Genomic DNA, 26,110 nt, shown 5'->3' on the forward strand with positions numbered 1-26,110 from the left:
ATGGCAGGAACAAACCCTAGAGCCGCGCGAATTGCGGCTCTGATTCACAGAGTGATTGCGTCCAACATGGAGGCTCATTTACACGATAAGCGACTTGCTAATGTGACTATTACAGAAGTGAGAGTTACTAACGACTTGCAGATCGCTAAAGTGTATTGGACACAGCTTGGCACTGTTGGTAAAGAGCAGGGTGAGCGTCAGCGTGCAGCCCAAGCTTTGCAACAGGCTAAGGGGCGTTTGCGCACTCTAGTTGGAGCTAAGGCTGGATTGCGTTTAACTCCTCAAATCCAATTTGTTTACGATGAGGTTCCTAGTGAAGCTCATGAGATTGAAGACATTTTGGTCGCCGCGCGTAAGCGTGATGAGGAGCTAGCTAAAGCGCGAGAAAATGCTCGGTACGCTGGTGAAGAGGATCCGTATAAAAAGCCTCGTGAAGATGAGGATTTTGACGATTCCGATGATTCTGATGATTTTGATGACTCCGACGAGTATGAGGATTATGAGAACAGCGAAAACGATTTTGTAGAAGATAAGTCGCCAGCAACCGACGATTTAGATGATTCTGCTCATTTGGAATTATAGTTTTAAATCAAATAATTAATCAAATAAAATTTAGTAATGAGTAGTTCTCAAACATCATCTTCAGGCATTTTATTAGTAGATAAGCCGAAAGGCGTTACCAGCCATGACGTTGTGTCTTGTGCAAGAGGATTGTTGCACACTAAACGCGTAGGTCATGCGGGAACGCTTGACCCAATGGCTACAGGATTGCTGATTCTTGGTTTTGGTAACGCCACTCGCTTGCTTAACTATTTGCTTGGTCACGATAAGACTTATGAGGCTGTGATTCGTCTTGGCGAATCAACCAATACGGATGATGCAGACGGTGATGTCGTTTCAAGTGTTGATGATGAAAATAGCATTCTAAACTCTGCAAATACTGATGAGATTCTTAAAGAATTGCGTTGCGTAATCGCTAAGAATTTTACTGGGCACATTATGCAAACTCCAACGGCTTTTTCGGCTATTAAAATAAACGGTGTGCGTGCTTATGACTTAGCGCGTGAAGGTAAAGATGTTCATTTAGAGCCGAGAGAAGTTGTTATTCATGACTTTTCGCTTCTGGATGCGCGTTTTAATGTGGGTGTAAGCGGTGCAAAAGTTGTTGATGTGCGTGCGAGTATTTCTTGTTCTAGCGGCACGTATATTCGCGCACTTGCTCGCGACTTAGGGCGTGTTCTTGGTGTAGGAGGACATTTAGTAAGTCTTAGGAGAACTCGAATTGGCGAATTTTCGGTAGAAGATGATAGGGTTCTTAAACTTGAAACTAGGATTCGTACATTTACGGACAAGAATGGCGTGACTCAGACTCGCGCAAAGGCTGTTGTAGCTGACAGACACGATAGTGTTTCTGACTATTTTTCTGACAGTGTTTCTAACAGTTCGGTTGCTGGCGACTTATCTGGAGATGCTTCTTGCAGAAAATCTGCACAAAAAAACTATGATTTACAAAATCGTGTTCTAAGTATGTTTGAATCCGCAAAATTAACCATGCAAACAGTTGAAATCAGCGAAAATCAGGCTAAAGACTTGCGTTTTGGTAGAAAAATAGTGATTCCTGCGATTAGTGAAAAAAATATTATTGCATACGTAAAAGCCGAAAAAGATGAGCAAAACGATGTTGTTGCAGTTCTGGAAACCGCTGAAAAGTCGCCAGCAACCGCAGGGGGAAGCAGAGCGTTCTCCAAGTTACAAGAAAAAAATGAAAAAAACACAAATCAAATAGAAGCTAAACCTATTGTGGTATTTGTACAAAGCTAGTTTGCTGGTAAAATAGATAATAGTGTGAAAATAAGGGTTCGCGGCAGGAATGCTGCTTATTTCGAATAGTTGCGAATAGTAAGGATATGATGAAGGTCATCAACATTCGACCAGATGCCAACGGCATGATTAATTGGCCAACATTAAGTGCTCAGCGTAAGGCGATTGTTACGATAGGTGTGTTTGACGGCATGCACCTAGGGCATAGAAAAGTTATTGAACGCACCGTTGATCTTGCTCGCAAAAACAATGCGTTTTCTGTGGTTATAATGTTTGATCCGCGACCAAGCGTGGTTCATGAAAACCCAGATTTATTCGACGATTTTGGAGATAACGCGCAGATTCCAGTGGATTCGCAGGCGTTAACAAGTGTTCGTCAGCGTCTTAGGGTTTTGCAGCAGCTAGACGTGGATCATGTGATTATTGTTCGATATAGCTTAGCTTTTGCTGCAAAATCATACAGATTCTTCCTAGGGCAGCTTGTTGGAAAACTTGGTATGCGTGCACTTGTACTCGGGTCGGATGCAGCCCTTGGAGCGCGTAGAGCTGGGAATGTTCATGCGATTAAGGAGCTTGCGCAAGCTACCGGCGTTTTTGATCTAGTTGTGGTAGACGATTTTGGTCCAGGGGATGTTCGTGTTCCAGACCCAATTGTGCCAGAAGTTCCGTCTGAAGATGGAGAGCCAAAAGACCCTGCAGATGGTATGAACAAGGCGGAATATCGCGCTTGGAGTAAAGGTATGCAGAATAAGAAGGTTCGTGCCTGGAGCTCTACGAATGTGCGATGGATGCTCGCGAATGGTAGGGTTCGCGATGCTAGGGATGTTCTTGGTCAGCCGCATAGAGTTGAGGGTATTGTGGTTCATGGTGCCGAGCGCGGTCGCGAAATCGGTTTCCCAACAGTGAATTTGGGTGAGCGTATTGATGGGTATGTGCCTGTTGATGGAGTTTACGCTGGTTGGATTGTTGATTTAGATGCGGACGAGGCTAGTGCTGATAATTTGCATTCTTCTAGTATTCCGAGTGTTGGCGTTTTGCGTAAGGATGAGTTGCATCTTGGAGTTCATTCGCCATGGCGTTGGGCTGCTGCGATTTCAATTGGAACTAAGCCAACTTTTGCTGAGTCGAATGAGAGTGCTTCTGCTAACGGTGTAGTTTCTGGTGATTTTATCTCTGATTTTGGCGCAGATTCTTCTACGTATCCTAATGATAGTGAAAATCGTGTGGTTGAAGCTTATGCTTTAACGGATAAGTGGCAGGATTTGTATGGTCATCGCATTTGCATTGAATTTGCGCAATTCTTACGTCCTCAACATGCTTTCGATTCTGTTGAGACTCTTAAGGATGCCGTTAGACACGATGTTGAGAAAGTGCGAGAAATAACTGATGCTGAAAACCGATAAGCTGGTTTAGATTAGTTTAGGATGATTTTTCTTGATCTAGCTTGATTGGAATCTGATTTAATCAGATTATTGGCTACAGCTGTGGTGTTTTGTGCTTAAGATTGGCGGTGATTATGGAGTTGGATATTAATAGCAGCGATATTAGCGGCATCGAACCTAGTACAAGTGATCTTAATTGTAAATCGTTTAACGGCAATGCTTTAAATCACTCGGATGCTCGTGCTGTTAAAAAAGCTGTTGAAGAAGGGAAAAATCCACTCGATTCATCCAAATTCGAGCGCTGGGAAGACCAGGTTGGAGTAGATCGTATAATCAACCGTCGCGTGTTGGAGTTGGAGCCGCTTCCCACTCCTGCGCAAGTTCTTGGTGAGTTGCCACTTTCTCCGTATGCGCAAGATATTGTTGCCGAGTCACGCGATGAAATCCGCAGATGCCTTAATGGAGACGACGACCGCTTGCTTGTAATCGTTGGACCTTGTTCGGTTCACGACCCTGCTGCGGCTCTTGACTACGCGTCTCGCTTGGCAGATTTGCGCGCAAAGCTCGAAGGCGAGCTTTTGATTGTTATGCGCGTTTACTTTGAAAAACCGCGCACAACAGTTGGTTGGAAAGGTTTGATAAACGACCCAGATATTGACGGTACGCACGATATTCACAAGGGTTTGCTTTTAGCGCGTCGCACACTTCTCGGCGTACTAGACGCTGGTTTGGCTGCAGCAACCGAGTTTTTGGAGCCGACTAGCCCGCAGTTTATTGCGGATGCGGTTAGCTGGGGGGCGATTGGCGCGCGAAACACGGAATCGCAAATTCATCGCCAGCTTGCTAGCGGTCTTTCTATGCCAGTCGGATTTAAAAACGCAACGGATGGCTCTGTTACGGCCGCCGTCAATGGATGTTTGGCTGCTAGCCAGCATCACACTTTCTTTGGAATCGACCATCTTGGACGCGCTTGCGCTGTACAAACACTTGGAAACCCTGATTGTCATGTTGTTTTGCGTGGCTCTAGCAAGGGTCCAAACTACGATGCGGCTTCTGTTGCTGCTGCTGTTGCATCGGTTCGTCTGAGGCTCGGCGCGGATTGCGTGGCGTCTAATGGCGTTGTAATCGATTGCTCGCACGGAAATTCGGGCAAAGATGAGAATCGCCAGATTCAAGTTGTGCGAGATATTGCGGATCGTTTTGCGCACGGGGAAAAAGGCATTAAAGGCGTTATGATGGAAAGCTTCTTGCAAGGCGGAAACCAAGATCCTGCGCCTTTGAGTGAGCTTGAGTACGGAAAGTCGATTACGGATCGATGCATTTCTTGGGGAGATACCGAGCGATTGCTTAACACGCTTGCGCAGTCTGTTTCTTCTCGCCGAATTAAGTCTTGATTCGTCGCGCGCGACGACCTGCCTTTTCACTTAAAGCGTAGCGCGAAAAGGCAATTCGGAGCGCTGAGCTTGCTTAAGGTTGAAAGCACAGTGTGCTTTCAACGCAAGCGAAGACGTTCGCGCGCTTAGACCGCGCGAACGATTTCCCTTGCTTGGTGTTGTAGGAGGGCTGGCTAATTCTGCGCTCGCGCGGATTAGCCGCGCTTACGTCTTCGCCACATGTAAAGTCCACTGGACTTTACATTTAAGCGGCTCAGCGAATCGAGGTGACTTCTCGCGCGCTATGCAGCTCGAAGTCGTCGATTCGCACAACGCTCCGCCTCTTGCGTGTTGGTTGTTGTTGCGGTTGTTCCGATTTGGTTTTGATTTTGTTTTTAGGTTGAAGTTTGTTTGTAGTGGTGACTCATTGGATTATTTGGTATCGGCTGCCGCTCTTATACTGTTCGACCAAGAATCACCCAGCCCTCTTACGTACTAAAACAATTGCGTATTGCTTAATCACCGAGATTCTCGATTTTTCTTGCTACTTCAGCGAATCACCATTTCATGCTGCGAATCGACCTGCATGAGCGCTTAAAGCGTAGCGCGCGAATGCACTTCGATTCGCTGAGCTTGCTCAAAGTTGAAAGCACAGTGTGCTTTCAACGCAAGCGAAGACGTGAGCGCGCTGTAACGCGCGAGCGATACGTTTCATCCGCTGCGAAAAATCTCGAATCTCTACCCAGCTTGCGCGAACGACACGACACGCCGTGTTTTTTTTTTAGTTACAAACTATTACAATAAATCCTCAAATATGCAGCATTTTTGAACAAAGGAGTGCAAAATGTGCGAATCGCCAGCCATAGATCGTAACAATCTTCCCCAAGATAAAAACGTTTTAAGCCGCGCCCTAACGATCGCGCGATACGCGATTTTTGCGCTTCTGCTTGCTGGCGCATTTCTTCTGGCGTTTGCGTGGTATCGTGGAACTCACAGCAAAGGCTACACTGTTGTTACCTGTTCTGCACTATGGTTTAGCGTTATTGTTCCGTTTATTACGTTGATTGTGCTTTGCGTTTTTGTGCGCGGATGGCGTCTTGTTGTTGGCTCTATAATTTGCGTTTTGCTAATAGCATCTTTCTTCGGGTTTATGGCGCTTCAAGATCAAATCATGGAGTTTTTGAATGTTCCTGTTACAAATCCTTGGTTTGAATTCACGTGCAGCTCTTTGCTAAAAATCGCAACCGCGTCTTTTGTTATTATGTGTTATGTAAGCGTATTTTTGATTAAACGCAATGCAACACACAAGATTAAAGGATGATTTGACGAATGCCTAAATTTACAAAAATTGCCATTATTGGCGCTATGGAAGAAGAAGTTGCGCACATTGCCGCTTCTCTTAGCAATGTTAAGCACGATAAGGCGGCTAGCCTTGACGTATCTTGCGGTGTGCTTGAATGCGAAGATGGTGGAAAAATCGAAGTTGCTGCAACAGTTGGCGGAATGGGACTTGTAAATGCCGCTGCAACAACGCAGTATTTAATTGATGCGTATAAGCCGCAGGCTGTAATCTTTTCTGGAATTGCAGGAAATCTCAATAAAAATTTGCATACGAATGATGTTGTTCTTGGAAAAACATTAAGATATTTAGACACCGACATGCGCATGATTAGTCAGTGGAAACCGTTTACAAACGAGTATCATTCAGACGATTATCTTCTTAAAACAGCAGACAATGTTTTAACAAAGATGGGCATTAATCACATTTTAGGAACAATTGCCTCTGGTGGATATTTTGTAGACACGCCCGAAAAAGTGGCGGAAGTAATTGAGGCGACTCAAGCGGATGCTGTAGAAATGGAAGGTGCTGCGATTCTTCACGTTGCTGCAAGAAACGACATTCCAGCGTTAGTTGTGCGCGCAATGAGCGACAATGCAGACACAAAATACGAAGAGTTTCACACTTTCGACATATCCGAATACGCGGATACAGCCGCAAAAATGACGGTAAATATTGCTAGAAATTTGTAGAATGCAACACGCCGATGTGGTCGCCGACGCGTTGCATTGTCAATCAAAAGGCGAGTAGCGCTAAATGCCGCCATTTTTTAGGTGTAACTAGATTTTGGCGGCAAGGTTTTTACCCCCCTCTTAATATTGGCATCGTTAATAGAAGAAAAAGGTAATAAGAAATAAAAGATGCCAGTTTTGAACATTAGTTTAATTAATTTAAGAGGAAAGATTTGCGGTAGGTTATACGAGAAACGCGAATCGACTGGCATAATGGCAATTCTTCTTGAAAGGAATGAAGAATATGCGTAAAAATGCAGTAAAAAATGCAGTAAAAAATCAATCAATAAAATCTAACACAAAGTGGAATATGCGCGCGGTTGCAGCAGGATTGTTAGCGTCCGCAACTTTAGTGAGCTTTGCAGCTTGCGGAGATAATATTCCTGCAAGTAGTTCACAATCCTCCACAAATTCTTCTGCAAAAATCGTAGGAAACTTCCAAGGATCTGGTGCATCTTCCCAGCAGGTTGCTGTAGAAGCGTGGATTGCAGGATTCCAATCTAAGAATCCTGGCGCCAAAATCGCTTATAATCCAACTGGCTCAGGCGCAGGAGTAACAACATTTATGACGGGAGCCACAGCATGGGCTGGATCCGATAAATCGCTAAGCGATGATGAGCTAGAAAAATCAAAGTCGGTTTGCGCTAATGGCACTACAGCTTTCGACGTTCCAGTATACGTTTCTCCAATCGCAGTAATCTTTAATCTAAAAGGCGTTTCGGATGCTGGAAAACACATAAATATGGACGCTTCTACAATCGCAAAAATCTTCGACGGCAAGATTACGCGTTGGAATGATGATGCGATTAAATCGCAAAATCCAAAGCTAAAGCTTCCAGATAAGCCGATTACAGTTGTTCACAGGTCCGATAAGTCTGGTACAACGCAGAACTTCTTAAGCTACATAAAAGACGTTGCTCCAAGCGATTGGTCCTACAATCTTAGCGAAAATTGGCCAAATAGCGTGGGTCAGGGCGCAAAAGGCACGTCTGGCGTTGTTTCCACAATACGCATGGCAGACGGAGCGATTGGATACGCGGACTTCTCGCAAGTTGGAAAGCTTGGAACTGTGGCAGTAAAAGTGGGAGATTCTTACAACGAGATTAGCCCAGAAGGTGGCTCTATAACCGTTAATGATTCAAAGGTTGACGAAGATGCTGCAGCAAAATCAAAGCACCGCGTTGTTGTTAAAATAAACCACAAAACGGAAGAAAAAGGCGCTTACCCAATTGTGCTAGTTTCTTACGATATTGTGTGCGGTGCTTACAAAGACGCTGCAACAGCACGATTTGCAAAGTCTTGGCTTAGCTACGTTACCAGCAAAGATGGTCAGGCTGCGGCTCAAGGCGCTGCTGGAACTGCGCCTTTGCCAGAAAAGCTTATGGGCAGGATTAACAAGTCGATTCAGTCTATAGGCAAGTAAAAATAGTAATTTGCCAAGATTTTAGAGTAGTTAATAGAGTAGTCAATATATTGCTGCTGATAGCATTTATATAATGACTACAAAAGGAGCATGAGTGAGTTCTAAACAAAGAACTGAAATCAGTAAAGATGTGCGCAAAAGTGGCCATTTTGCCGACCGCTTGTTCAAAAGCGTAGCTATTGCTTGCGGATTGCTGATTTTAATGGTGCTTACAGCTGTGGCGTTGTTCTTGCTGTTTCAAGCGTTGCCGATTGTAGGCGCAAACAAAAGCCAAGTAAGTCAAGTATTTTTAGACTTTACGGGAGGCAAAGCGCACGATTTCCTAAGCTACGTAGCGCCAATGGTTTTTGGAACTGTTCTTATGTCTGCGCTCGCTCTGCTCCTTGCATTCTTTGTTTCGATTGGAATCGCGCTGTTTATAAGCCACTATGCTCCGCCAAAAATGGTGCCGCTTTTAAGTGGTGTAGTCGACTTGCTTGCTGCGATTCCGTCCGTAATCTACGGTCTTTGGGGCGGATTGGTGCTAGTTCCATCCATATACCCATTCTGGAAGTTTATCTCGCACATTTTTGGCTGGATTCCGCTTTTTGCAGGTCCTGCGGCAAGTCCTTCGCGTAGTGCTGCAACCGTTAGTGTTGTTCTTGCTGTTATGATTTTGCCGATTATAACTTCTATGGCGCGAGACATTTTCCAGCAAGCTCCACGATTGCAGCAAGAAGGTGCGCTCGCTCTTGGTGCCACAAAGTGGGAGATGATAAAGCTAGCGGTTTTGCCGTTTGCAAAGTCGGGAATTGTTTCCGCGTCTATGCTTGGTCTTGGTCGCGCGCTTGGCGAGACAATGGCAGTTCTTATGATTTTGTCTCCAGGATTCACCTTTAAATTCAACATTTTGCAAGCTTCACAAAACCAGACGATTGCAGCAAACATAGCAGCGCAATACCCAGAAGCCAACGGATTGGGTGTTAGTGCGCTTATTGCTACAGGTTTGGTGCTGTTTGTTATTTCATTCGCTGTAAACCTTATTGCTCGCAAAATCACGGGAAAGGCGAGTGCATGATGCAAAATTCAGAATCGTTACAAGCTGGCTCTGTTAGCGCAAGCAGCGAATCTCCAAAAATCGACTTTAACAAGTTCCGTCCAACGCGTTCTAGAATCGCAAGTCGTAAGCGAAAAGACGCGTTTATGCGCGTGCTAATCTTCCTGTCTTTTGTAGTTGCTCTAATTCCGCTTCTTTCTTTGCTTTTTACGACTATTGTAAACGGCATTAAGCGACTAAACCTTGACTTTTTAACGCATAATATGACGTATGTGGTTGGTGGCGCTGCTACTGGCACAGGTGGTTACGGCGGTATTTTGCACGCCATTATTGGAACTTTGGAGATTACTTTTGGCGCAATGCTGATTTCGATTCCGATTGGAATTATGTGCTCCGTGTATTTGATTGAGTATGCGCGAGGAAGTCGCTTAGCTACGTTGATTAATCTTGTTGTAGACGTTATGAGCGGAATACCTTCGATTGTGGCTGGCTTGTTTGCGTTTTCTAGCTTTACGATTTTTGTGGGTCCTGGAACAATCAACGGTTTTGAAGGGTCTGTTGCGCTTTCGCTGCTTATGCTTCCGACTGTTGTTAAGTCGTGTCAAGAAATGCTAAAAATTGTGCCGAACGATTTAAGAGAAGCGGCGCTGGCTCTAGGCGTTACAAAGCAGCGCATGATTACAAAAATTGTGTTGCGAACCGCCTTGCCTGGCATTGTTTCTGGCTGCATTCTTGCGGTTGCACGCGTGGTTGGAGAGACGGCTCCGCTTTTAATGGCAGCTGGGTTTATTGCATCCACGAATTTCAATCTTTTTGACGGGCAAATGACCACTTTGCCAGTGTACGTTTACCAAGAGTATTCAAAGCTTTCGGCGAATTGCCCAGCTAACGCGCCATCTTCGTGCGTTACTACGATTCCAATGGAGCGAGCATGGGCAGCGGCCCTTGCCTTGATTGTGATTGTTTTGCTGCTGAATATTGTTGGGCGAGTTGTGGCGCGCGTGTTTTCAGTAAAAGCAAAGTAAGACGAAGGATTTTAGAAAGTGAGGCGCAAATGGGTCAGCGCATTGATGTTAAGCATTTGAACATTTACTATGGCGATTTTCTAGCAGTAGAAGACGTTAACATAAGCATTGAGCCAAACAAGGTTACTGCTTTTATAGGGCCTTCGGGGTGTGGAAAATCAACGGTTTTGCGCACTTTAGACCGCATGCACGAGATTACTCCAGGCGCTCGCGTGGAAGGTCAGGTGTTGCTTGAAGGCCGTGATTTGTATGGCAAAGATGTGGATCCTGTGGCAGTTCGCCGAGATGTTGGAATGGTGTTTCAGCGTCCAAATCCTTTCCCAACAATGTCTATTCGAGAAAACGTTCTTGCAGGAGTTCGCTTAAATAATCGCCATATTTCAAAGCAAGATGCCGACGACCTAGTTGAGTGGGCTTTGCGCGGCGCGAATTTGTGGAACGAAGTTAAAGATAGACTAGATAAGCCAGGAATCGGGCTTTCTGGCGGCCAGCAGCAACGACTTTGTATTGCGCGAGCAGTGGCTGTGCATCCGCAAGTGCTTCTTATGGACGAGCCTTGCTCTGCTCTTGACCCGATTTCTACTCTTGCTGTAGAAGATTTGATTAACGAGCTTAAGCGCGATTACACGATTGTGATTGTAACGCACAACATGCAGCAGGCAGCGCGCGTTGCCGACTACACTGCGTTCTTTAACCTTAAGGCGGTTGGAAAACCAGGGCATCTTGAGTATTTTGCAGATACAACCACTATGTTCAACAATCCGCGCAACACGGAGGCGGAGCGCTACATTTCTGGCCGCTTTGGGTGATTTTTGCATTCGTGCGATCCGCTACACGTTTTCTTTGCATGGTTCTTTACATGATTTTCTTTGGTCAGCACGTGCGCGTAAGGTCGAACCTGTTCGGTTGTTCAAAGTTCTATAAGTCGTTTCAAATTTCGTGAGTTTTCTAGCGTGTTTATTCGGCTTTTGCTTTGTGCGTCGAGCGAGTCGCAGTAACCTCTGCGTGAATGCCCAAATGTAATTGCGTCCGCGATTGCTCAAGTGCTATCGCCACGCTTTTTATGGTCTTTTGCGCTGTAAACCAAGGAACAGAGAGTTTATGGAAAAGTTCTTCCATCTCAAAGAAAACGGCACGAATGTATCAACGGAGATCACTGCAGGTCTCACTACATTCTTTGCAATGTCGTATATTATCGTCGTAAACCCAATGATTTTAAGCCAAACTGGCATGCCTAAGGGTGGCGTTTTCCTCGCTACAATCATCGCAGCAATTATTGGCACGCTTGTTATGGGCTTGTTCGCTAATGTGCCTTACGCTCAAGCTGCTGGCATGGGTCTTAACGCATTCTTCACATACACAGTTTGCTTTGGCTTGCATTTTACGTGGCAAGAAGCCATGTGCATGGTGTTCTTGTGCGGTTTAATTAACATTATTATTACCGTTACCAAGATTCGTAAGATGATTATTCGTGCCATCCCAACTTCGTTGCAACATGCGATTGGTGGTGGCATTGGTTTATTCGTTGCATACGTTGGAATTATGAGCGTTGGCTTAATCACCTTTACTTCCAAGGATCCTGCTGCCGCTGCTAAGAGTAAGCCAACCGCTGCTATTCCAGGTCTTGCAGTTATTAATAATCCTGTTTTGTGGCTATTCCTTATTGGACTTGTTTTGGCTATTGTTCTTACTGTTCTTAAGGTTCGCGCAAGCTTGCTTATTACGATTATTGCAACCTCTTTGATTGGTATTCCGCTTAGCTTGACTTCGTTAAATAACGCTGTTTCTGTTACAGATGCTTTTGCTCAGCTTCCAACCACCTTTGGTGCTATTTTTGGTCCGCAAGGTTTCCCTGCTCTCTTCTCTAATCCAGCACGCATTCCGCTTGTTTTGGTGACTATTTTCGCCTTCTCTATGTCGGATACTTTCGACACTCTTGGCACGTTTATTGGTACTGGCCGCAGAACTGGCATTTTCTCTGAGGCGGATGAGAAGGCTTTGGAAAACGGATCTGGCTTTAGCTCCAAGATGGATCGCGCGCTGTTTGCTGATTCGATTGCAACTTCGGTTGGCGCAATTTGCGGTACTTCTAACACCACTACTTACGTTGAGTCTGCTGCTGGTATTGGTGCTGGTGGTCGCACTGGTTTGACTTCTGTAGTTGTTTCTGTGTGCTTTGCACTTTCGATTGTGCTTGCGCCTTTGGCTAGCGCTGTTCCTGCTGCTGCTACGGCTGGCGTGCTTGTAGTTGTAGGTTGCATGATGGCAAGCTCGCTGAAGGAGATTGCTTGGGATGATATTTCTGAAGCTATTCCTGCGTTCTTCGCCGCTGTGTTTATGGCGTTCTCTTACTCGATTTCTTACGGCATTGCCGCTGGATTTATCATGTACTGCTTAGTTATGACTTGCAAGAAGCGTGCTAAAGACGTTCATCCAATGCTTTGGATTGTTTCGCTTTTGTTCATTCTTGATTTTGTTGCTAACGCAGTTTTGTAAATCTGTTAGTTTGTATTAGTTAAGTTAGATATTAGTTAGATATTAATTTAATTAATTATTTTAAGAGCGTATTTGGTGCGTACGGTTGCTTTCGACTTTTCCGCGTTAGTTTGGGATAAGTCGCCAGCAACCGCGCGTGTTGAGTACGCTCTTAAATAATCTTAAATAAATAATCTCAAATAAAAATAAACTATAAAGTTTGCGAAAAAATATTGACATTGTCGCAAGTAGGTATTAAACTTGCCCAACGTAAACCACAGACCGTTGGTGGAGTCGAAAGATTCCTGAAAATGATGTGTCATGCCAGCACAGGTTGAGCAGTGATTGTTGCGATTTATTTGCGATTTTTCACAAACTTTTTAACACTATGTGTTTTTTGGATGCTCTGCCGTGCGCAGGGCTTTTTTGATATGTTATTTCCATTCCGACGGCCAATTTAGGAAGGAACGCCATGAAGAGGCCCGAAAAGGAAGCGGTAGTTGCAGAGCTTACGGATTTGTTCCGTAACGCCGACGCTGTCTACCTTACCGAGTACCGCGGGCTTACAGTTCCGCAGATTTCTTCTCTGCGCGAAAAGCTAGGCCGCGATACTTCCTACTCTGTGGCTAAGAATACGCTTGCTCGCATTGCCGCTAAGGAAGCGGGCATTGAAGGTCTTGATGAGCTTCTTGCTGGCCCAACTGCAATCACCTTTGTAAAGGGCGATTTCATTGAGGCTGCTAAGACCTTGCGTGATTTTGCCAAAGAGAATAAGACCCTCGTCATCAAGGGCGGTTTCGCAGATGGAACCGTTTACGATGCCGAAGGCGCCAAGCAGCTGGCAGACCTCAAGTCTCGCCCAGAATTGCTTTCCGAGATGGCTGGCGCGCTCAAGGGCACCATGTCCAAGGCCGCCTACCTGTTCAACGCTTTGCCAACCAAGGCAGTGCGTACTATCGACGCTTTGCGCGAGAAGCAGGAAAAGGCCGCTTGATTCCCTTGCAGCTTGCTGCATGAGACCAAAAATAATAAAAATGTTATGGCTCTAAGGCACAAGGTGTGTCTGGCCAAGTAAGAAAGGAAGCCATTATGGCTAAGCTCACTAGCGAAGAGCTTCTTGAAGCTTTCGGTGAAATGACCCTCGTCGAGCTTTCTGAGTTCGTCAAGGCCTTTGAAGAGAAGTTCGATGTTGAGGCTGCTGCTCCTGTAGCTGCTGTTGCTGCTGCTCCAGCCGCTGCCGCTGGCGCTGCTGAGGAAGAGAAGGACGAGTTTGACGTTGTCCTCGCTTCTGCAGGTGCTCAGAAGGTTGCCGTCATCAAGGCTGTTAAGGCTTTGACTGGCCTCGGCTTGAAGGAAGCTAAGGACATTGTTGACAATGCTCCAAAGCCAGTCCTCGAGAAGGCTAAGAAGGAAGATGCCGACAAGGCTAAGGCTGCTCTCGAAGAAGCCGGCGCAACTGTTGAACTTAAGTAGTTCTAGGCTCTTTTGTTAACGCATTCGGCTGGTTGCTAGTGCATTAGTCGCGGATGCGTTTTGAATGCGGCAAGGTTTTCGTGGTTTTACGGATTCCTTGCCGCTTTTGCGTTCCGACCTGCCTGAGCGCTTAGAGCGTAGCGCGCGAACGACATGATCTGTTTTCCCGAAAATGTTGCTCAAAACGCTGTTTAGAGCTACAAAGTGCGTCAAGTTTTTCCGCACTTTGTAGTCGAATGCGATGATCAGAGCAACAAAGTGCGTAATCATGTAGTGCGTTTATATTGCAACACGCCGTAAATCAGGTACAATCGCACTGCATCTTGTGTCACAAAATCGTCGCGGCAAAGTGGCATAATAGGAAAGCTTGTGACTGGAGGAGTAATCCGCTAGCACAGCACAGCAATATAAGTTGCGGGAGGATCCTTAAAACTGCTTAATATCAACGTTTTAGGGCGCCGAATGAACCGCTTCAAAAGAAAGAAGAACCATATTATGGCTCCAAAAAAGAAAGTCTCTGCGCTTATTAAGCTCGAGATTCAGGCTGGTAAAGCAAATCCAGCCCCACCACTGGGTCCTGCTTTAGGCTCCCACGGCGTAAACATCATGGACTTCTGCAAGGCCTATAACGACCAGACGAAGGACAAGATGGGTCAGATTGTCCCAGTAGAGATTACTGTTTACGAAGATCGTTCCTTTACATTTATTCTTAAGACTCCACCAGCTGCTGCTTTGTTGCTTAAGGCTGCTGGCATTCCTAAGGGCACCGAGAACCCATTGACCCACAAGGTTGGCTCTGTGACTAAGGCTCAGGTGCGCGAAATCGCCGAAATCAAGATGCCAGATCTTTCTGCACGAGATGTTGAAGCTGGTATGAAGATTATCGCGGGCACTGCTCGCTCGATGGGTATTACCGTTACCGACTGAAAGTGAGTGGAAAAAATGGTGAAGCGTTCTAAGAAGTATCGTGAAGCGGCTGAGAAGATTGACCGCAACAACCTTTACACCCCAGCTGAAGCTATTGCTTTGCTTAAGAGCATGCCAAAGCACGCTTTCGACGAGTCTGCTGAGGCTGTTATGCGCCTTAATGTGGATCCTCGCAAGGCGGATCAGTTGGTTCGTGGCGTTGTAAACTTGCCTAATGGCACTGGTAAAACCGCTAAGGTTTTGGTGTTTGCTCGTGGTCCAAAGGCTACTGAGGCTCAAGAAGCTGGCGCAGACATTGTTGGTGATGACGAGCTTATCGAGAAGGTTGCCGGCGGCTTCCTTGACTTCGATGCCGTTGTTGCAACCCCAGACATGATGGGCAAGGTTGGTCGCCTTGGTCGTGTGCTTGGTCCTCGTAGCTTGATGCCAAATCCTAAGACTGGCACCGTTACAATGGATGTTGCAAAGGCTGTTGCCGATATTAAGGGTGGTAAGATTGAGTTCCGCGTTGATCGTCAGGGCAATCTTTCCTTCCTCTTTGGCAAGCTTTCCTTCGACGATAAGGCTCTTGAAGAGAACTTCAAGGCTGTTGCCGATGAGATTCGCCGCTTGAAGCCTACTACCATCAAGGGTCGTTACATCACTAAGGTAACGATTACCTCTACGATGGCTCCTGGTGTTCCAGTGGATATTGCAAGCATTGCTGCGTGATTTTAGCCAAGCATAGCTGAGTAATTTTATTAGCGCTGAAAATAGTGTGTTCTTTTATAGAATGCGTTGTTTTCGGCGCTTTTTGCTTTAGCGCGCAGAATCGCGGATGCGCCCAATCGTAATAGCAGTTTGTAAAACGTATGCTTCTCTAGGGTCGGTGGCGTCCCAGCCTGTTGTTTGTGCAACTTTGCGCAGTCGATATCGTATTGTGTTTGGGTGCACATTAAGGTTGTGTGAAGTTTGGTCTAGTGCGCCGCCAAATCGCAAGAAAGCATCTACAGTTTGCAAAGTCGGGTCGTCTGGGTTGTATGGTGCCAAGCTCTGATACACCTTAGTATATAAGGTTTCTACGGCAGTTTCGTCGCCTATAAGCGCGCGCTCTGGCAGCACGTCGTCGCAGCGTATTATTTGTGGCAAATGTGTTACAGATGGCGCAACAGCAAGCGCTGCTAGAGTTGCTGTGATTTCTTCGCATATTTCTTGTGCGCCGACTGCAATTTCGCTTATGCAAATTGGCTTACCTGATTTTGTAAATACTTCGCAAAGTTTGTTTAGCGCGTCTTGGCTTGGGTTTTCTTTTAAAGCTAGGATGATTATGTGTGACGGGGCAGGAAATTCATCGTTTTCTTTTGCTTGAGGTTTTGCGGCTATTTTCCATGTTTTTGTTCTAGATGTAATTGCGTCTTTTTGAACGCGGTCTACTATCGCATCGTATGCTCCACATGCGCCAAGTTGCGTCCATATGGTTCGTCGTAAAGTGTCTGTGTTGTTTTGCGGCGCGTGAGTTGTTGTTTTGCGTGTTGGACTGTCTTCGTTTATGTCGAGTGTTTCGTATGTACCAGCTATTGCCAGGAGCCGCGTATTTTCTTGCCATTGCAAGAGGTGCATTAGTGCGCTTACGCGGCTGTCTGCAATGCCATTCATCAGGCACGCTCCAATTATTGTATGTAGTCGCAAGCGTGTTGCTGAGTCGAAGATTTTTCCGTCTCGATTGTCAAATATTCCACTTGTGTCTTCGTTTTTTGGCGCGCATGGCAGTGGCGTAAATTGTGGTGTTGTGCTAGTAGCTTTTTCTGTAGTTTCGTTTGATTGTTTTCTGCGCCATAAAAGATGATGTTTTTTATGTGTTTCTGTTTGGTTTTGGTCTTGAGCTTCTTCGGCTTTTTCATCGCTGGTTGCTTGCGATTTTTCCTTAGCTTCGTTTGAGTTCCTATTATAAATATTGTTTCCGTTTGGCAATATTCCTGTAAGAATTGTTAGAAAATCAACATCTTCTGTGATGTTGCTAGTAGTACTATAGTCTACGTCATAAAGCTTGCTGGTTGTGTCAGCAGTAGAGTCGCCAGCAACCGCGCTATCGTAAAGTTCGTTGTTCATTTGTCACCTCCAATCGTTTCTATATTTAATTTTGGCAATTTTGGCAACTGTGAAGTATTTTCTATTTTTGTATTTGACGTTATATCTATAATATTATCTCTGCCAAGCAATTTAGACTCTCTTAAAAATGTTAGAGCCGTAAAGAAGAATACGAACGTAATAGGGAGCATATGTCGTTCAAAATTGTTTGCAGGAGCCAGCACCATTACTCCCATTAACAGCGCAAGAGGAATATGCAAAACGAGTGTTTTCCAACGTTTAAGAACGATTTCTGCAACTCCGATAAGCAGTGTGCCAACAACATACAGGTTTCCGTGAATCAGCCAACCTAAAATCGGCGTATTACTCCACGATTCAACAGTATTTGAAACACCTGCACGCCATTCTGGTAGCCAGTAGCGTATCCACTCTGAGTTTTTTATGTTGTCAGTATTTATGTAGTATTCTGGTCCGACATAAGGGATGTCTAGAATGTCAAAATAACCGTAGGATTTTGCTAAGAATGCGTCCGTTGCAACGATTGGACTGTGTTTAACCATAAGCCACCATGCGTGGTTAAACTTTTTCATGTCGTCTTTTGTAATGTAACGCCAACGGTAGCTCACTTTTTTAGACTGTAAGCCAGAAGATTTTACAGGATCTGCGTCTTGAGGTGTGTATGCTTCAGCGGTTTGGTTGAGATTAAAAATTGGCGCAATTTCTCGTGCTGCTTTATGCGGTATGCTTTTTGGATCTAGTTTTGCGATTCTGGCTATTTGCTGAAGTTGTACTCCGCGGCTTTCAATAGGATCTCCATTTATTATGGCTCCGCTAGATATGGCTATTATTATGGCTCCGTGTATAAGAATTGTTGGGAGCAGAATGCATAAAACCCATATTTTCCAACGTTTTATGCTGTAAAACATTAGAAGTACAAATTGGATAACAAGAATATACCACGCATATTTTGCTGCGATTAGCATAATGCATACGCTTATTATCAGTTCAAGAATCGTGTGTTTGCGTGAGATTTTTGCGTTTTGTATTGTGCAGTGTAGTTCGTAAGATATTCCAAACCACCATACGAATGCAAATGCGAATAATGGTGATTTTGTTAGTGCGATTGTTGAAAAAACTACAAGTGGGCTGAATAAAAATGTGATTATTACGGCTGCGCGGAAGAAGATTGGTGTTGGTAAGGCAGTTTGAGTTTCGCTTGTTTTAGATTTAACCCATGGTGTGTTTAGGAATCGGTTTGCTGTGGCGGCGCAACACCATGCTGCAAGAATGAATTGCATAATTGCAAGTAGTATGATTCCAGCATCGTTTGATTCGGTAAAATATCGCGATACTGCTGCTACGGCACCGTAAATTAATGTTAAAACAATGTTGTGTTGGTCGCTTAAATACGTAGGTTTTGCCGGCCAAAGATAGTGTGCTGTTGGGTAGATGTCTGCTGGAACAAAGCTGAAGAATCCAATGTATGGTTGTTTTATGCCAGTTATTTGGTTCCATGTCCAGCTGTATTCTCGGATTTGTGAGCAAATGTCTGCTCCGTAAGCTGCTAGAAGTGTTACTGGTGCCCACAGCCAGCCGATAATCAGTGTTAGGAAAATGTTTCGTTTTCTACAAGTTGAATGGTAAAAACACCATTTTAGAGTACGTTTTATTGAAAAAATTATCTTAGGCTTTTTAGCGGCGATGCTCTTAAATGGGTGAAAAAGTGGTTTTGTGATTTTATAAGTTGTGATTTTTAGTATTTTTAGTATTTTGTCGTTTTTGTCGTTTTTGTCGTTTTTTCCAAAATGAATAATGTATCTTAAAATTGCGTAATAAACGCAGAATACTGCTGCAAAAATAAGTGCATTAACCCAATTAAAATCGGTTAAAGATCCTTGATTACGGTAAATCACGCCTAAGCTCGTGCAAAAAGCAAGCCATATGCAAGTAAATAGTATTAGTGCTTGAGTCGCAATCTGACTTACGAGATTAAATACTGATGTTTTTGTCAAGCTTGTTTTTGATGTGCTTGTTTTTGGATCGATTTTCATTTCAGATTTTGTATCTGTTTTTATATCGTTTTTTGTATCTGGTTTTGCATTGCACGTATCAGTAGGTTCTGCGACTGTTTTTGCGCTCGCATAGTCATTTTTAATGAATTTCATAGTGACCCACTGATTTTTAATCCTATAAATAATGTGTGTAAAGTACTGTTGTAAATTATACCTGTTGCACAATCTTTTTAAATTATATTAAAATTTCTATAATTTCTGTATGAGTAATTTTTTTGAACGCACTAAAAATGTTGCAGACGGTTTTGTTTATTTTGACGTTATTGATTCAACGCAGAATTATGCGCGCAAAATTCTCGCTGATGGGTGCGCTGATGGGTGCGCTGATGATTGCAGCAATATCTGTTTTGTAAAAAGACAAGACGAATTGCCTTCGATTTATGTTGTTGCTGCTTGCCATCAGACAGCTGGCAAAGGAAGATTGTGTAGAAAATGGGTTAGTAAGCCATTTGAAAGTTTACTAGCTTCTTTTGCCACGATTTTGCCAAGTAGCATTGTTAAGAATCCAAGTTACAATGGCTGGCTGCCTATAATTGCTGGTCTTGCTGCGCGAGATTCGATTATTGGCGCGCTAAAAGAGTTTGGTGCTACGCAGATTGAAAATGGGGAATTGCCAGATTATAGCGAGATCAGTCTTAAATGGCCTAATGATATTTTTATTGGTGACTGTAAAGAAGGTGGAGTTTTAACGGAGATTGTTTTGACTCCAAAAACGGTTGCTGGAGATATTGCCGATCCTAATGTTGGAGTTATTTTCGGGATTGGTTTAAATCTTTTTATGGATAAGCAGTCGCTTCCAATCGAGGAAGCAACTTCGCTTAAAATGCATTACGATAATCTGCCAGATTTTGCTGAGCTTGGGGATAATATAGCTGCGCGATTGGTGGAAAATCTTAGGATTAGGTTGGGGAAGTTTGTAAAGAATACGAATGAATACTCTTTGGATCTGCTTAAAGAAGCGAGTGAAGCATGTTGGACGTTGGGGCGCAAGGTGATTGTTCGCGCGCCGAATGATGACGGTTTGGGGATTGATGCTGGAGTTGACGATTCTAATCACGCTGATGCTTATGATGTTGGTGCAAAAAGTTTTACTAGTGTAGAAGGAGTTGCTCAAAATCTTATGCGTGATGCTTCTATTCAAGTGCGTAAGGATTCTGGGCAGATAATAACTGTTCGCACTGGCGATGTTTGTGCTGTGCGAATCTAGGTGCATTCGCGCGCTTAGACTGCGCGAAGGACATTTGCGCTTTTTGTAGTTTGACACGCCGTGAATCAGCTACAAACTCGGGAAAACTTTCCGCATTTTGTTGTTGATTTTGTGGTTTTAAGCAACATTTTCGGGAAAATCTTCCCGACTTTGTAGTTCGACACGTCATTTTGAGCAACATTCTCGGGAAAATGATTTTGCGTTTGTTTTCAAAATTGCCAAATACGTAAACAATCTCGGGATAAGAGATAGGCAGAGTGAAGAGTGGTGTGGTGTCGGCGTGTTGCGTGTGTGGGTTGTGTGGAATGTTGATTTTTCAATGGTTTTATAGTGTTAGTGTTCTTGTCTGAGTAGTTTTCTGAGAAAAGTCTGGGAAAATTCTTTAAAAACCTTGAAATAATGTGTTTTTACGGTTTTATTAGTGTTAATCCGCAAATATTATGGTGAAAATAGTTTTTATTGTGGATTAGTTTGTGTGTAACATTATTTTTTTCTGTTTGTTTTGTGTGGTTGCCTCTTGACTTTTTTAAACGGGGGGGGGGTATGTTAATAACAGCTGCTAGCTAGATGCTCTAGATGGTGGTTATCCACAATGTTTTGAATGTTGTTGGATGTTTAAGATTTTTCTTCGTGTACCTGCACGGAGGAGAAGAAGAAAGGAAATTAAAATGATGAATAAGAAGGCTATCGCCGCTTTCGCTGCTGGCGCTACTTTGCTTGCCGGCTTCGCAATGGCAACCCCAGCAATGGCTGCTGATGGTGGTGCAAATACTCAGTCTCAGGAAGCTAAGAAGTCTAAGGCTGATTTGAAGAAAGAATTAGACGCCGCTCGTACTGCATATGAGGCTGCTGTTGCAGCTGAGAAGGCTGCTGATGAAGCTGCCACTAAGGCTGCTGCTGCTTTGAAGAAACTTGGTGGAGATACTGCACCAACTGATTCTAAGAATGTTGTATCTGTTGTTGATGATACTGAGCATCCTGGTCATAAGATGGTCAAGTATACAAAAGAAGCGGATGCTACCTACGATGCCAAGAAAGCTGCTACTGATTATGTAGCTGCTTACAACGCTGATGTTGATGCTAAGGCTGCTAAGACTGCTGCTGAGCAGGATAAGAATGTTAAGGCTGCTGCTTATCTTGCTGCCGAGCAGGCTTATTCTAAGGCTCCAGAACCAAAGGCTGCTCCATCTGATGATCAGAAGAAGGCTGAGGCTGTTGAGGCTGTGAAGACTGCTAAGTTGCATCTTGATGATGCTTTTGCTGCTTATACTAAGGATTATGCTGAGTATGAGAAGGCTAAGGCTACTTTGGCTGGTAAGGTAGCTGCTCAGGAAGCTGCTGAGAAGGCTTTGAAGGCTGCTCAGGATGCTTTGGAAGCTTACAATGTTTCTGCTAAGAATGATTCTGCTTTGGCTCAGCGTCTTGCTGATGCTGTAGATCGTGCTCAGGCTAAGGTTGTTTTTGCTGTTGCTGAGACTGCTAAGGCTAATAAGGATTATGCTGAGGCTAAGGCTAAGGCTGTTGCTTCTACTGATAAGTATAATAAGGCTTTGGCTAAGTATAAGGCTGCTTATAATGATGCAGTTCGTTTGGGTGTGAATCCTGCTGCTCTTCCTCCTGTTGTGACTTCTGATCCTTTGGCTCCTAATTTTGAGGATGTTCCAGGTGCTACTAAGGCTATGAAGGATGCTGCTAGTGGCAAGCTTGGTAAGGCTGCTCAGCAGGCTGCTGCTAAGAATGCTCCAGCTGCTGCTAAGGGTGAGCTTGCTGCTAAGGGTGCTAAGGGTCATGGTAAGTCTGGCGAGAAGCTTGGTAATGCTGGTGTTGGTGTTGCTTTGACTGCTTTGGCTGCTTCTATGCTTGCTGGTATGGGTGCTGCTGTTCGCAAGATGCGTCACTAAGCATTATTTACCACCTTATTTAAGGTTTGCGCTCAACGACTAGTGTGGTGTTTTGTAGGGAAGCATCACACTGGTTTATTCCCGATTCTCTTTGGTTTTATTGTTTTAACATTGGTTTGCTATTGTTTTTCTTTTCTTCCCAGTGTTGATTCGTTTAGCTTTTTGGGTTTTGGGTGTTGAGTGTTGTTGCTTTCGGTTTTGTTTGCTACTAGGGGCTTGCAAAACCGAAAGCATTTTTTTGTTTTTGTTTATTCTCGCTCGTGTTTGTGCGTGTTTTGTAGTCAGATTTGGTGTTTTGGTAAACAAACGCGGGAATAGGCTCTTATGTTTTGACCTTGATAGCTTATTTTGCACTTCTACTAATAAGCGCATTTCTTTTATGACTTAGTTTTTGATTCTCATTTATGTTGTCTATTATTGATGAAGATATTGTATCGTCTTCCTCATCCTCTATTCCAGTCATTTCTCTGATTATTTGGACATAATTTGTTTCACTAACATCATGATTTCCAACAATTTTTCCTTGTCTTAGTACAACTATCCTAGTTGCCACTGCAAATACGTCTGGAAGATTATGGCATACCAATATAATTGTGCGACCCTGTGATCGTAGGCGTTTCATATAAGATAGGGTTTCAGCTGTTTGTGTTAAAGATAATGAAGCTGTAGGTTCGTCTAATAGTATGAGTTTTGGATCCGATAGTAGCATTCGTGCCAATGCGACAGTTTGACGTTGTCCACTTGATAGTAATCGTATTGGAGTATGTATTCTTATGGCACATGTTAGTTCTTGTAATGCCTTTCGGGCTTCACACGCCATTGCATCTTTATTGAGTGTATGACATGATTTATTTCGCATCTCTTTGCCTAAGAATAGATTTGATGCAACGTCCAAATTATCGCAAAATTCTTGTCCTTGAAAAACTGTTGCTATTCCAAGATCATTTGCTTCTCGTATGGAGTGCAAATTCACTTCTTTATCTTCAAAGATCATTCTTCCTTTTGTTGGTTGGATCAAACCAGATATTGTTTTAATAAGAGTGGATTTTCCGACGCCATTGTCTCCAACAATTGCCACTATTTCTTTGCTATAAATATCGAGTGTTATTGATTTAAGCGCTTCGGTAAAGCCAAAGTTTACGCTAATATCTTTTAGCTGTAGGAGTGGATTTTGTCCGTACATTACGTCTCCTTGTTGATATTGCTAATCATATTGCAATCGATATTACAACCTATTTCTATAGGTGTTGAGATGTTTTGTGATGTATTTTTTCTGCAGCATCAATTCCTTCTAGTGCTGCTCCTAGTGCAGAACAATTAGTAAGATTTGATGCAACCACAACTTGTATAGGAGTTAAAACATCAGGGAATAGTAAGCGGTGCAATGACTCTCTAAAAGCATCGACGAAAACTGATCCACTTTGCACTAGGAGTCCTCCTATAACTACAATTTCAGGGTCTACTGATGTGCATAGTTCTGCTGCTACTGTTCCTATTCGTATTGCAGTATCAGCTATGATACGTCTGCATCCTGGGTCTCCTTCATTTGCTAAACGTACAAGATCTTCTACAGTTAGATCTCCATGGGTAACTCTTAATAACGATGTGATTCGTTCTTCATTTATAAAAGTATTAAGGCATCCACGGTTTCCGCATGCGCAAATGCTTCCGAGTGGATCAACTTGAATATGCCCTATTTCGCCTGCCATTCCAGTTACGCCGCGCCATATTTTCCCATCTGCCATTATGGAGGCACCAGCTCCGTCATCGGTATTTATGTATATGAAATCTGTGGTTTTTGTAACAGATCCTGCTCTTGATTCCCATACTGCGCAACAGTTTGCATCGTTATCTAAAGTAACTGGAATATTAAAAATTGATTGTAAATACGAAATAATGTCGAAATTGTTCCAATGTGGCATAATGCCAGGTATTGCTATTGTTTTTGTACGTTTATCTATTGGTGCTGTTATAGATACGCCTATTGCTATTAGTTCTTTTGCAGATGCGTTTATGTTGGATAAAGTTTCATTTATGAGTAATGTTGCTCGCTCGAGAGTTACATCTGGAATATGTTGTTTTGGTAATAGTAATGTTCGTTCCGCGATTATGTTAAGTTCGTAGTCAATAAAAATTAGATCTAGAGAGTGTCTACTAATTTTTAGTCCTGCGCTTATTCCTTTTCTACGAGCTAAAGCTACGAGTGTTGCTCTTCTTCCGTTATGTATTGTGTTTTCTGTGTACAACCGCCCTTCTTTTACAAGTTGTCTTACAAGAGTTGATACGGTTGCAGTTGATAATCCTGTCGCTTCAGCAAGCTCTATTTGCGTAATTGCACCAAATCTGCGTATGTAAGAAAGTAATGCAGATCGATTAGCTTCTCGCAATGAAGTTTGGGATCCGAATAAATGCTACATAATATAAGCATATCTGTATTTTAAAGAATTGTCATTCGTTGATTTGATACTTTTGTTCTTTATTGGTTAAATTAACTGAATTTATATTAAATAATTGGTACAAGTAGTTGATTCATGTACGTTAAGAATTGTGTTAAATTTATATATTAAACAAAAAAATAGAAAAATTTGATTTATGTGTTTGACAACTTAACACAATAGTTTATAATAAAAAACTAGATAGCGTTGTAGCTGTCTATATCAAATAACCTTTTGATGCAAAGGAGCGTCGATGAACATAGGTAAAAAAGCAATCGCTTTATTTGTAGGTATTGCTGTAGTTGCTGGTTTATCAGCCTGTTCAGGTTCAAGAGGTGGTGCATCCAAAAACGTAAGTCAAGGAATTGAAAAAGGTGCCACCATCGGTGTCTCTATGCCAACAAAGTCGGAGGAACGTTGGAATAAAGACGGTAATAACCTAAAGAAGAAGCTAGAAGATGCTGGATATAAAGTTATATTGAACTTTGCAGACGATAAACCAGCTCAGCAAAATGCAGATATTGAAAATATGATTAACAACGGCGCTAAGGTTGTTGTTGTTGCTGCAAAGGATGGTAGTGCTGTAGGACCTGCAGTAGAGAAGGCTCATGATGCTGGAGCTAAAGTAATTGCCTACGATCGATTGATTATGAATACAAAGGCTGTTGACTATTATGCAACATTCCAGCTTGAGCAGACTGGTATTCTTGAAGCAAATTATATTATTGATAAGTTGGGTCTTAAGGATGGTGCAAAGGGGCCATTCAATATTGAGCTTTTCACTGGTTCTCCAGATGATAACAATGCTAAGTACTTCTTTAAGGGTGCATGGGATTTGCTGCAACCATACTTTAAATCTGGTGCATTAGTTTCCCCATCTAATCATGGTGGTGGCGTTAATAAAGACTTTAAGGTTCAAGATTGGCAGAAGATTTCTGTTCAAGGGTGGAAAGCTGAACAGGCTCAAAAGGATATGGAATCAATTATTGATTCTGCATATGCTAAAGGTCAGCCACTACATGCAATATTAAGCCCTTATGATGGTATCTCGACTGGTGTTATTAACGCAATTGAATCTAAGCGTCCAGATTTAAAGCCAGGTACAGATAATTGGCCAATTATAACTGGACAGGATGCTATGGAGTCAGCTGTATCTTCAATTGCACGTGGAAAGCAGAGTCAGACAGTATTTAAGAATGTCAATAAGCTTGCTGAAGCCGTTTATCAGATGGTATTGGAAATTGCTAAAGGCAAGAAGGTGTCTGGTATTAACGGAAAGTTCAATAACAACAAGATAGACGTTCCTTCTAAATTGCTAAATCCACAAAATATTACTAAGGATAATCTTACTGACTTAGTGAAAGATGGCTATATAACACAAGAACGCTTTGATAAGTTAGTACATTAAAAATTAACTATCAAT

Annotated in this window: 22 protein-coding genes; 18 read left to right on the plus strand and 4 right to left on the minus strand. The window is 43.4% G+C overall.

Features of this window, described 5'->3' with window-relative positions:
• The 15 genes from rbfA (at nucleotide 1) to rplA (ending at nucleotide 15,716) form a co-directional block, all read left to right on the plus strand.
• Complete coding sequence (gene rbfA / locus HXT20_RS01015) at nucleotides 1-582, plus strand: 30S ribosome-binding factor RbfA (protein WP_004111977.1); 582 nt, start codon at nucleotides 1-3, stop codon at nucleotides 580-582.
• 36 nt (nucleotides 583-618) lie between these two features.
• Nucleotides 619-1,821: a tRNA pseudouridine(55) synthase TruB gene (truB, locus tag HXT20_RS01020; protein ID WP_422114390.1), complete on the plus strand. Its 1,203-nt coding sequence runs from the start codon at nucleotides 619-621 to the stop codon at nucleotides 1,819-1,821.
• A gap of 89 nt (nucleotides 1,822-1,910) precedes the next feature.
• Complete coding sequence (gene ribF / locus HXT20_RS01025; RefSeq protein ID WP_415699083.1) at nucleotides 1,911-3,224, plus strand: bifunctional riboflavin kinase/FMN adenylyltransferase; 1,314 nt, start codon at nucleotides 1,911-1,913, stop codon at nucleotides 3,222-3,224.
• A 113-nt stretch (nucleotides 3,225-3,337) separates the two neighbouring features.
• Nucleotides 3,338-4,597 carry a 3-deoxy-7-phosphoheptulonate synthase gene (locus tag HXT20_RS01030; protein WP_415698902.1) on the plus strand — a complete coding sequence of 420 codons (1,260 nt, stop codon included), beginning with the start codon at nucleotides 3,338-3,340 and terminating at the stop codon, nucleotides 4,595-4,597.
• 823 nt (nucleotides 4,598-5,420) lie between these two features.
• A complete protein-coding gene (locus HXT20_RS01035; protein WP_422114391.1) occupies nucleotides 5,421-5,897 on the plus strand; it encodes a hypothetical protein in 477 nt (158 codons plus the stop codon).
• A gap of 8 nt (nucleotides 5,898-5,905) precedes the next feature.
• Entirely contained in the window at nucleotides 5,906-6,607 is a 702-nt protein-coding gene (mtnN, locus tag HXT20_RS01040) for a 5'-methylthioadenosine/S-adenosylhomocysteine nucleosidase (RefSeq protein ID WP_004121411.1), read from the plus strand.
• 283 nt (nucleotides 6,608-6,890) lie between these two features.
• Nucleotides 6,891-8,069: a phosphate ABC transporter substrate-binding protein PstS gene (pstS, locus tag HXT20_RS01045; RefSeq protein WP_422114392.1), complete on the plus strand. Its 1,179-nt coding sequence runs from the start codon at nucleotides 6,891-6,893 to the stop codon at nucleotides 8,067-8,069.
• 94 nt (nucleotides 8,070-8,163) lie between these two features.
• The gene (pstC, locus tag HXT20_RS01050; protein WP_014554777.1) at nucleotides 8,164-9,126 is read left to right on the plus strand and encodes a phosphate ABC transporter permease subunit PstC; all 963 of its coding nucleotides are present in this window, start codon (nucleotides 8,164-8,166) and stop codon (nucleotides 9,124-9,126) included.
• Entirely contained in the window at nucleotides 9,123-10,130 is a 1,008-nt protein-coding gene (gene pstA / locus HXT20_RS01055; RefSeq protein ID WP_004111993.1) for a phosphate ABC transporter permease PstA, read from the plus strand. Before pstC ends, pstA begins: the two co-directional genes overlap by 4 nt.
• Before the next feature lie 29 nt (nucleotides 10,131-10,159).
• The gene (gene pstB, locus HXT20_RS01060) at nucleotides 10,160-10,939 is read left to right on the plus strand and encodes a phosphate ABC transporter ATP-binding protein PstB (protein WP_004111995.1); all 780 of its coding nucleotides are present in this window, start codon (nucleotides 10,160-10,162) and stop codon (nucleotides 10,937-10,939) included.
• Nucleotides 10,940-11,231: 292 nt separating this feature from the next.
• A complete protein-coding gene (locus tag HXT20_RS01065; RefSeq protein WP_004118365.1) occupies nucleotides 11,232-12,626 on the plus strand; it encodes an NCS2 family permease in 1,395 nt (464 codons plus the stop codon).
• A gap of 451 nt (nucleotides 12,627-13,077) precedes the next feature.
• Nucleotides 13,078-13,599, plus strand: coding sequence for a 50S ribosomal protein L10 (gene rplJ, locus HXT20_RS01070; RefSeq protein ID WP_004112001.1), 522 nt, complete (start codon nucleotides 13,078-13,080; stop codon nucleotides 13,597-13,599).
• A 95-nt stretch (nucleotides 13,600-13,694) separates the two neighbouring features.
• The gene (gene rplL, locus HXT20_RS01075) at nucleotides 13,695-14,078 is read left to right on the plus strand and encodes a 50S ribosomal protein L7/L12 (RefSeq protein WP_004112006.1); all 384 of its coding nucleotides are present in this window, start codon (nucleotides 13,695-13,697) and stop codon (nucleotides 14,076-14,078) included.
• Between the two features lie 495 nt (nucleotides 14,079-14,573).
• Nucleotides 14,574-15,005 (plus strand): 50S ribosomal protein L11, encoded by a 432-nt coding sequence (gene rplK, locus HXT20_RS01080; RefSeq protein WP_004112010.1) that lies wholly within the window; start codon nucleotides 14,574-14,576, stop codon nucleotides 15,003-15,005.
• Nucleotides 15,006-15,020: 15 nt separating this feature from the next.
• Nucleotides 15,021-15,716, plus strand: coding sequence for a 50S ribosomal protein L1 (rplA, locus tag HXT20_RS01085; protein WP_004118314.1), 696 nt, complete (start codon nucleotides 15,021-15,023; stop codon nucleotides 15,714-15,716).
• 87 nt (nucleotides 15,717-15,803) lie between these two features.
• On the opposite strand, the gene HXT20_RS01090 is transcribed toward rplA, so the two are convergent.
• Together HXT20_RS01090 and HXT20_RS01095 are read right to left on the minus strand one after the other, a co-directional pair.
• Nucleotides 15,804-17,093 carry a helix-turn-helix domain-containing protein gene (locus tag HXT20_RS01090; RefSeq protein WP_009993943.1) on the minus strand — a complete coding sequence of 430 codons (1,290 nt, stop codon included), beginning with the start codon at nucleotides 17,091-17,093 and terminating at the stop codon, nucleotides 15,804-15,806.
• Entirely contained in the window at nucleotides 17,090-19,237 is a 2,148-nt protein-coding gene (locus HXT20_RS01095) for a DUF6020 family protein (RefSeq protein WP_422114393.1), read from the minus strand. The genes HXT20_RS01090 and HXT20_RS01095 overlap by 4 nt, the downstream gene beginning before the upstream one ends.
• A gap of 109 nt (nucleotides 19,238-19,346) precedes the next feature.
• Between HXT20_RS01095 and HXT20_RS01100 the strand changes: the two genes are divergently transcribed.
• Together HXT20_RS01100 and HXT20_RS01105 are read left to right on the plus strand one after the other, a co-directional pair.
• Entirely contained in the window at nucleotides 19,347-20,351 is a 1,005-nt protein-coding gene (locus HXT20_RS01100) for a biotin--[acetyl-CoA-carboxylase] ligase (RefSeq protein WP_004115891.1), read from the plus strand.
• Nucleotides 20,352-21,019: 668 nt separating this feature from the next.
• Nucleotides 21,020-22,252 carry a hypothetical protein gene (locus HXT20_RS01105; protein WP_422114394.1) on the plus strand — a complete coding sequence of 411 codons (1,233 nt, stop codon included), beginning with the start codon at nucleotides 21,020-21,022 and terminating at the stop codon, nucleotides 22,250-22,252.
• A 343-nt stretch (nucleotides 22,253-22,595) separates the two neighbouring features.
• On the opposite strand, the gene HXT20_RS01110 is transcribed toward HXT20_RS01105, so the two are convergent.
• Both HXT20_RS01110 and HXT20_RS01115 read right to left on the minus strand, forming a co-directional pair.
• Entirely contained in the window at nucleotides 22,596-23,435 is an 840-nt protein-coding gene (locus HXT20_RS01110; protein WP_004574962.1) for an ATP-binding cassette domain-containing protein, read from the minus strand.
• 55 nt (nucleotides 23,436-23,490) lie between these two features.
• Nucleotides 23,491-24,639, minus strand: coding sequence for an ROK family protein (locus HXT20_RS01115; protein WP_422114395.1), 1,149 nt, complete (start codon nucleotides 24,637-24,639; stop codon nucleotides 23,491-23,493).
• Between the two features lie 301 nt (nucleotides 24,640-24,940).
• Between HXT20_RS01115 and HXT20_RS01120 the strand changes: the two genes are divergently transcribed.
• A complete protein-coding gene (locus HXT20_RS01120) occupies nucleotides 24,941-26,095 on the plus strand; it encodes a sugar-binding protein (protein ID WP_004574989.1) in 1,155 nt (384 codons plus the stop codon).
• Nucleotides 26,096-26,110: the final 15 nt, after the last annotated feature.

The sequence above is a fragment of the Gardnerella sp. DNF00109 genome (assembly GCF_049262845.1).
GTDB classification, from domain to species: Bacteria; Actinomycetota; Actinomycetes; order Actinomycetales; family Bifidobacteriaceae; genus Bifidobacterium; species Bifidobacterium vaginale.

Bases quoted from the DNA above. Each gene is read 5' to 3' on its own strand.
- rplA (WP_004118314.1), top strand. From the start codon at position 15,021: ATGGTGAAGCGTTCTAAGAAGTATCGTGAAGCGGCTGAGAAGATTGAC.
- rplK (WP_004112010.1), top strand. From the start codon at position 14,574: ATGGCTCCAAAAAAGAAAGTCTCTGCGCTTATTAAGCTCGAGATTCAG.
- HXT20_RS01095 (WP_422114393.1), bottom strand. From the start codon at position 19,237: ATGAAATTCATTAAAAATGACTATGCGAGCGCAAAAACAGTCGCAGAA.
- pstA (WP_004111993.1), top strand. From the start codon at position 9,123: ATGATGCAAAATTCAGAATCGTTACAAGCTGGCTCTGTTAGCGCAAGC.
- HXT20_RS01105 (WP_422114394.1), top strand. From the start codon at position 21,020: ATGATGAATAAGAAGGCTATCGCCGCTTTCGCTGCTGGCGCTACTTTG.
- HXT20_RS01065 (WP_004118365.1), top strand. From the start codon at position 11,232: ATGGAAAAGTTCTTCCATCTCAAAGAAAACGGCACGAATGTATCAACG.
- HXT20_RS01120 (WP_004574989.1), top strand. From the start codon at position 24,941: ATGAACATAGGTAAAAAAGCAATCGCTTTATTTGTAGGTATTGCTGTA.
- pstS (WP_422114392.1), top strand. From the start codon at position 6,891: ATGCGTAAAAATGCAGTAAAAAATGCAGTAAAAAATCAATCAATAAAA.
- rplL (WP_004112006.1), top strand. From the start codon at position 13,695: ATGGCTAAGCTCACTAGCGAAGAGCTTCTTGAAGCTTTCGGTGAAATG.
- HXT20_RS01035 (WP_422114391.1), top strand. From the start codon at position 5,421: ATGTGCGAATCGCCAGCCATAGATCGTAACAATCTTCCCCAAGATAAA.
- pstB (WP_004111995.1), top strand. From the start codon at position 10,160: ATGGGTCAGCGCATTGATGTTAAGCATTTGAACATTTACTATGGCGAT.
- truB (WP_422114390.1), top strand. From the start codon at position 619: ATGAGTAGTTCTCAAACATCATCTTCAGGCATTTTATTAGTAGATAAG.
- rplJ (WP_004112001.1), top strand. From the start codon at position 13,078: ATGAAGAGGCCCGAAAAGGAAGCGGTAGTTGCAGAGCTTACGGATTTG.
- HXT20_RS01030 (WP_415698902.1), top strand. From the start codon at position 3,338: ATGGAGTTGGATATTAATAGCAGCGATATTAGCGGCATCGAACCTAGT.
- HXT20_RS01110 (WP_004574962.1), bottom strand. From the start codon at position 23,435: ATGTACGGACAAAATCCACTCCTACAGCTAAAAGATATTAGCGTAAAC.
- mtnN (WP_004121411.1), top strand. From the start codon at position 5,906: ATGCCTAAATTTACAAAAATTGCCATTATTGGCGCTATGGAAGAAGAA.
- HXT20_RS01090 (WP_009993943.1), bottom strand. From the start codon at position 17,093: ATGAACAACGAACTTTACGATAGCGCGGTTGCTGGCGACTCTACTGCT.
- rbfA (WP_004111977.1), top strand. From the start codon at position 1: ATGGCAGGAACAAACCCTAGAGCCGCGCGAATTGCGGCTCTGATTCAC.
- ribF (WP_415699083.1), top strand. From the start codon at position 1,911: ATGAAGGTCATCAACATTCGACCAGATGCCAACGGCATGATTAATTGG.
- HXT20_RS01100 (WP_004115891.1), top strand. From the start codon at position 19,347: ATGAGTAATTTTTTTGAACGCACTAAAAATGTTGCAGACGGTTTTGTT.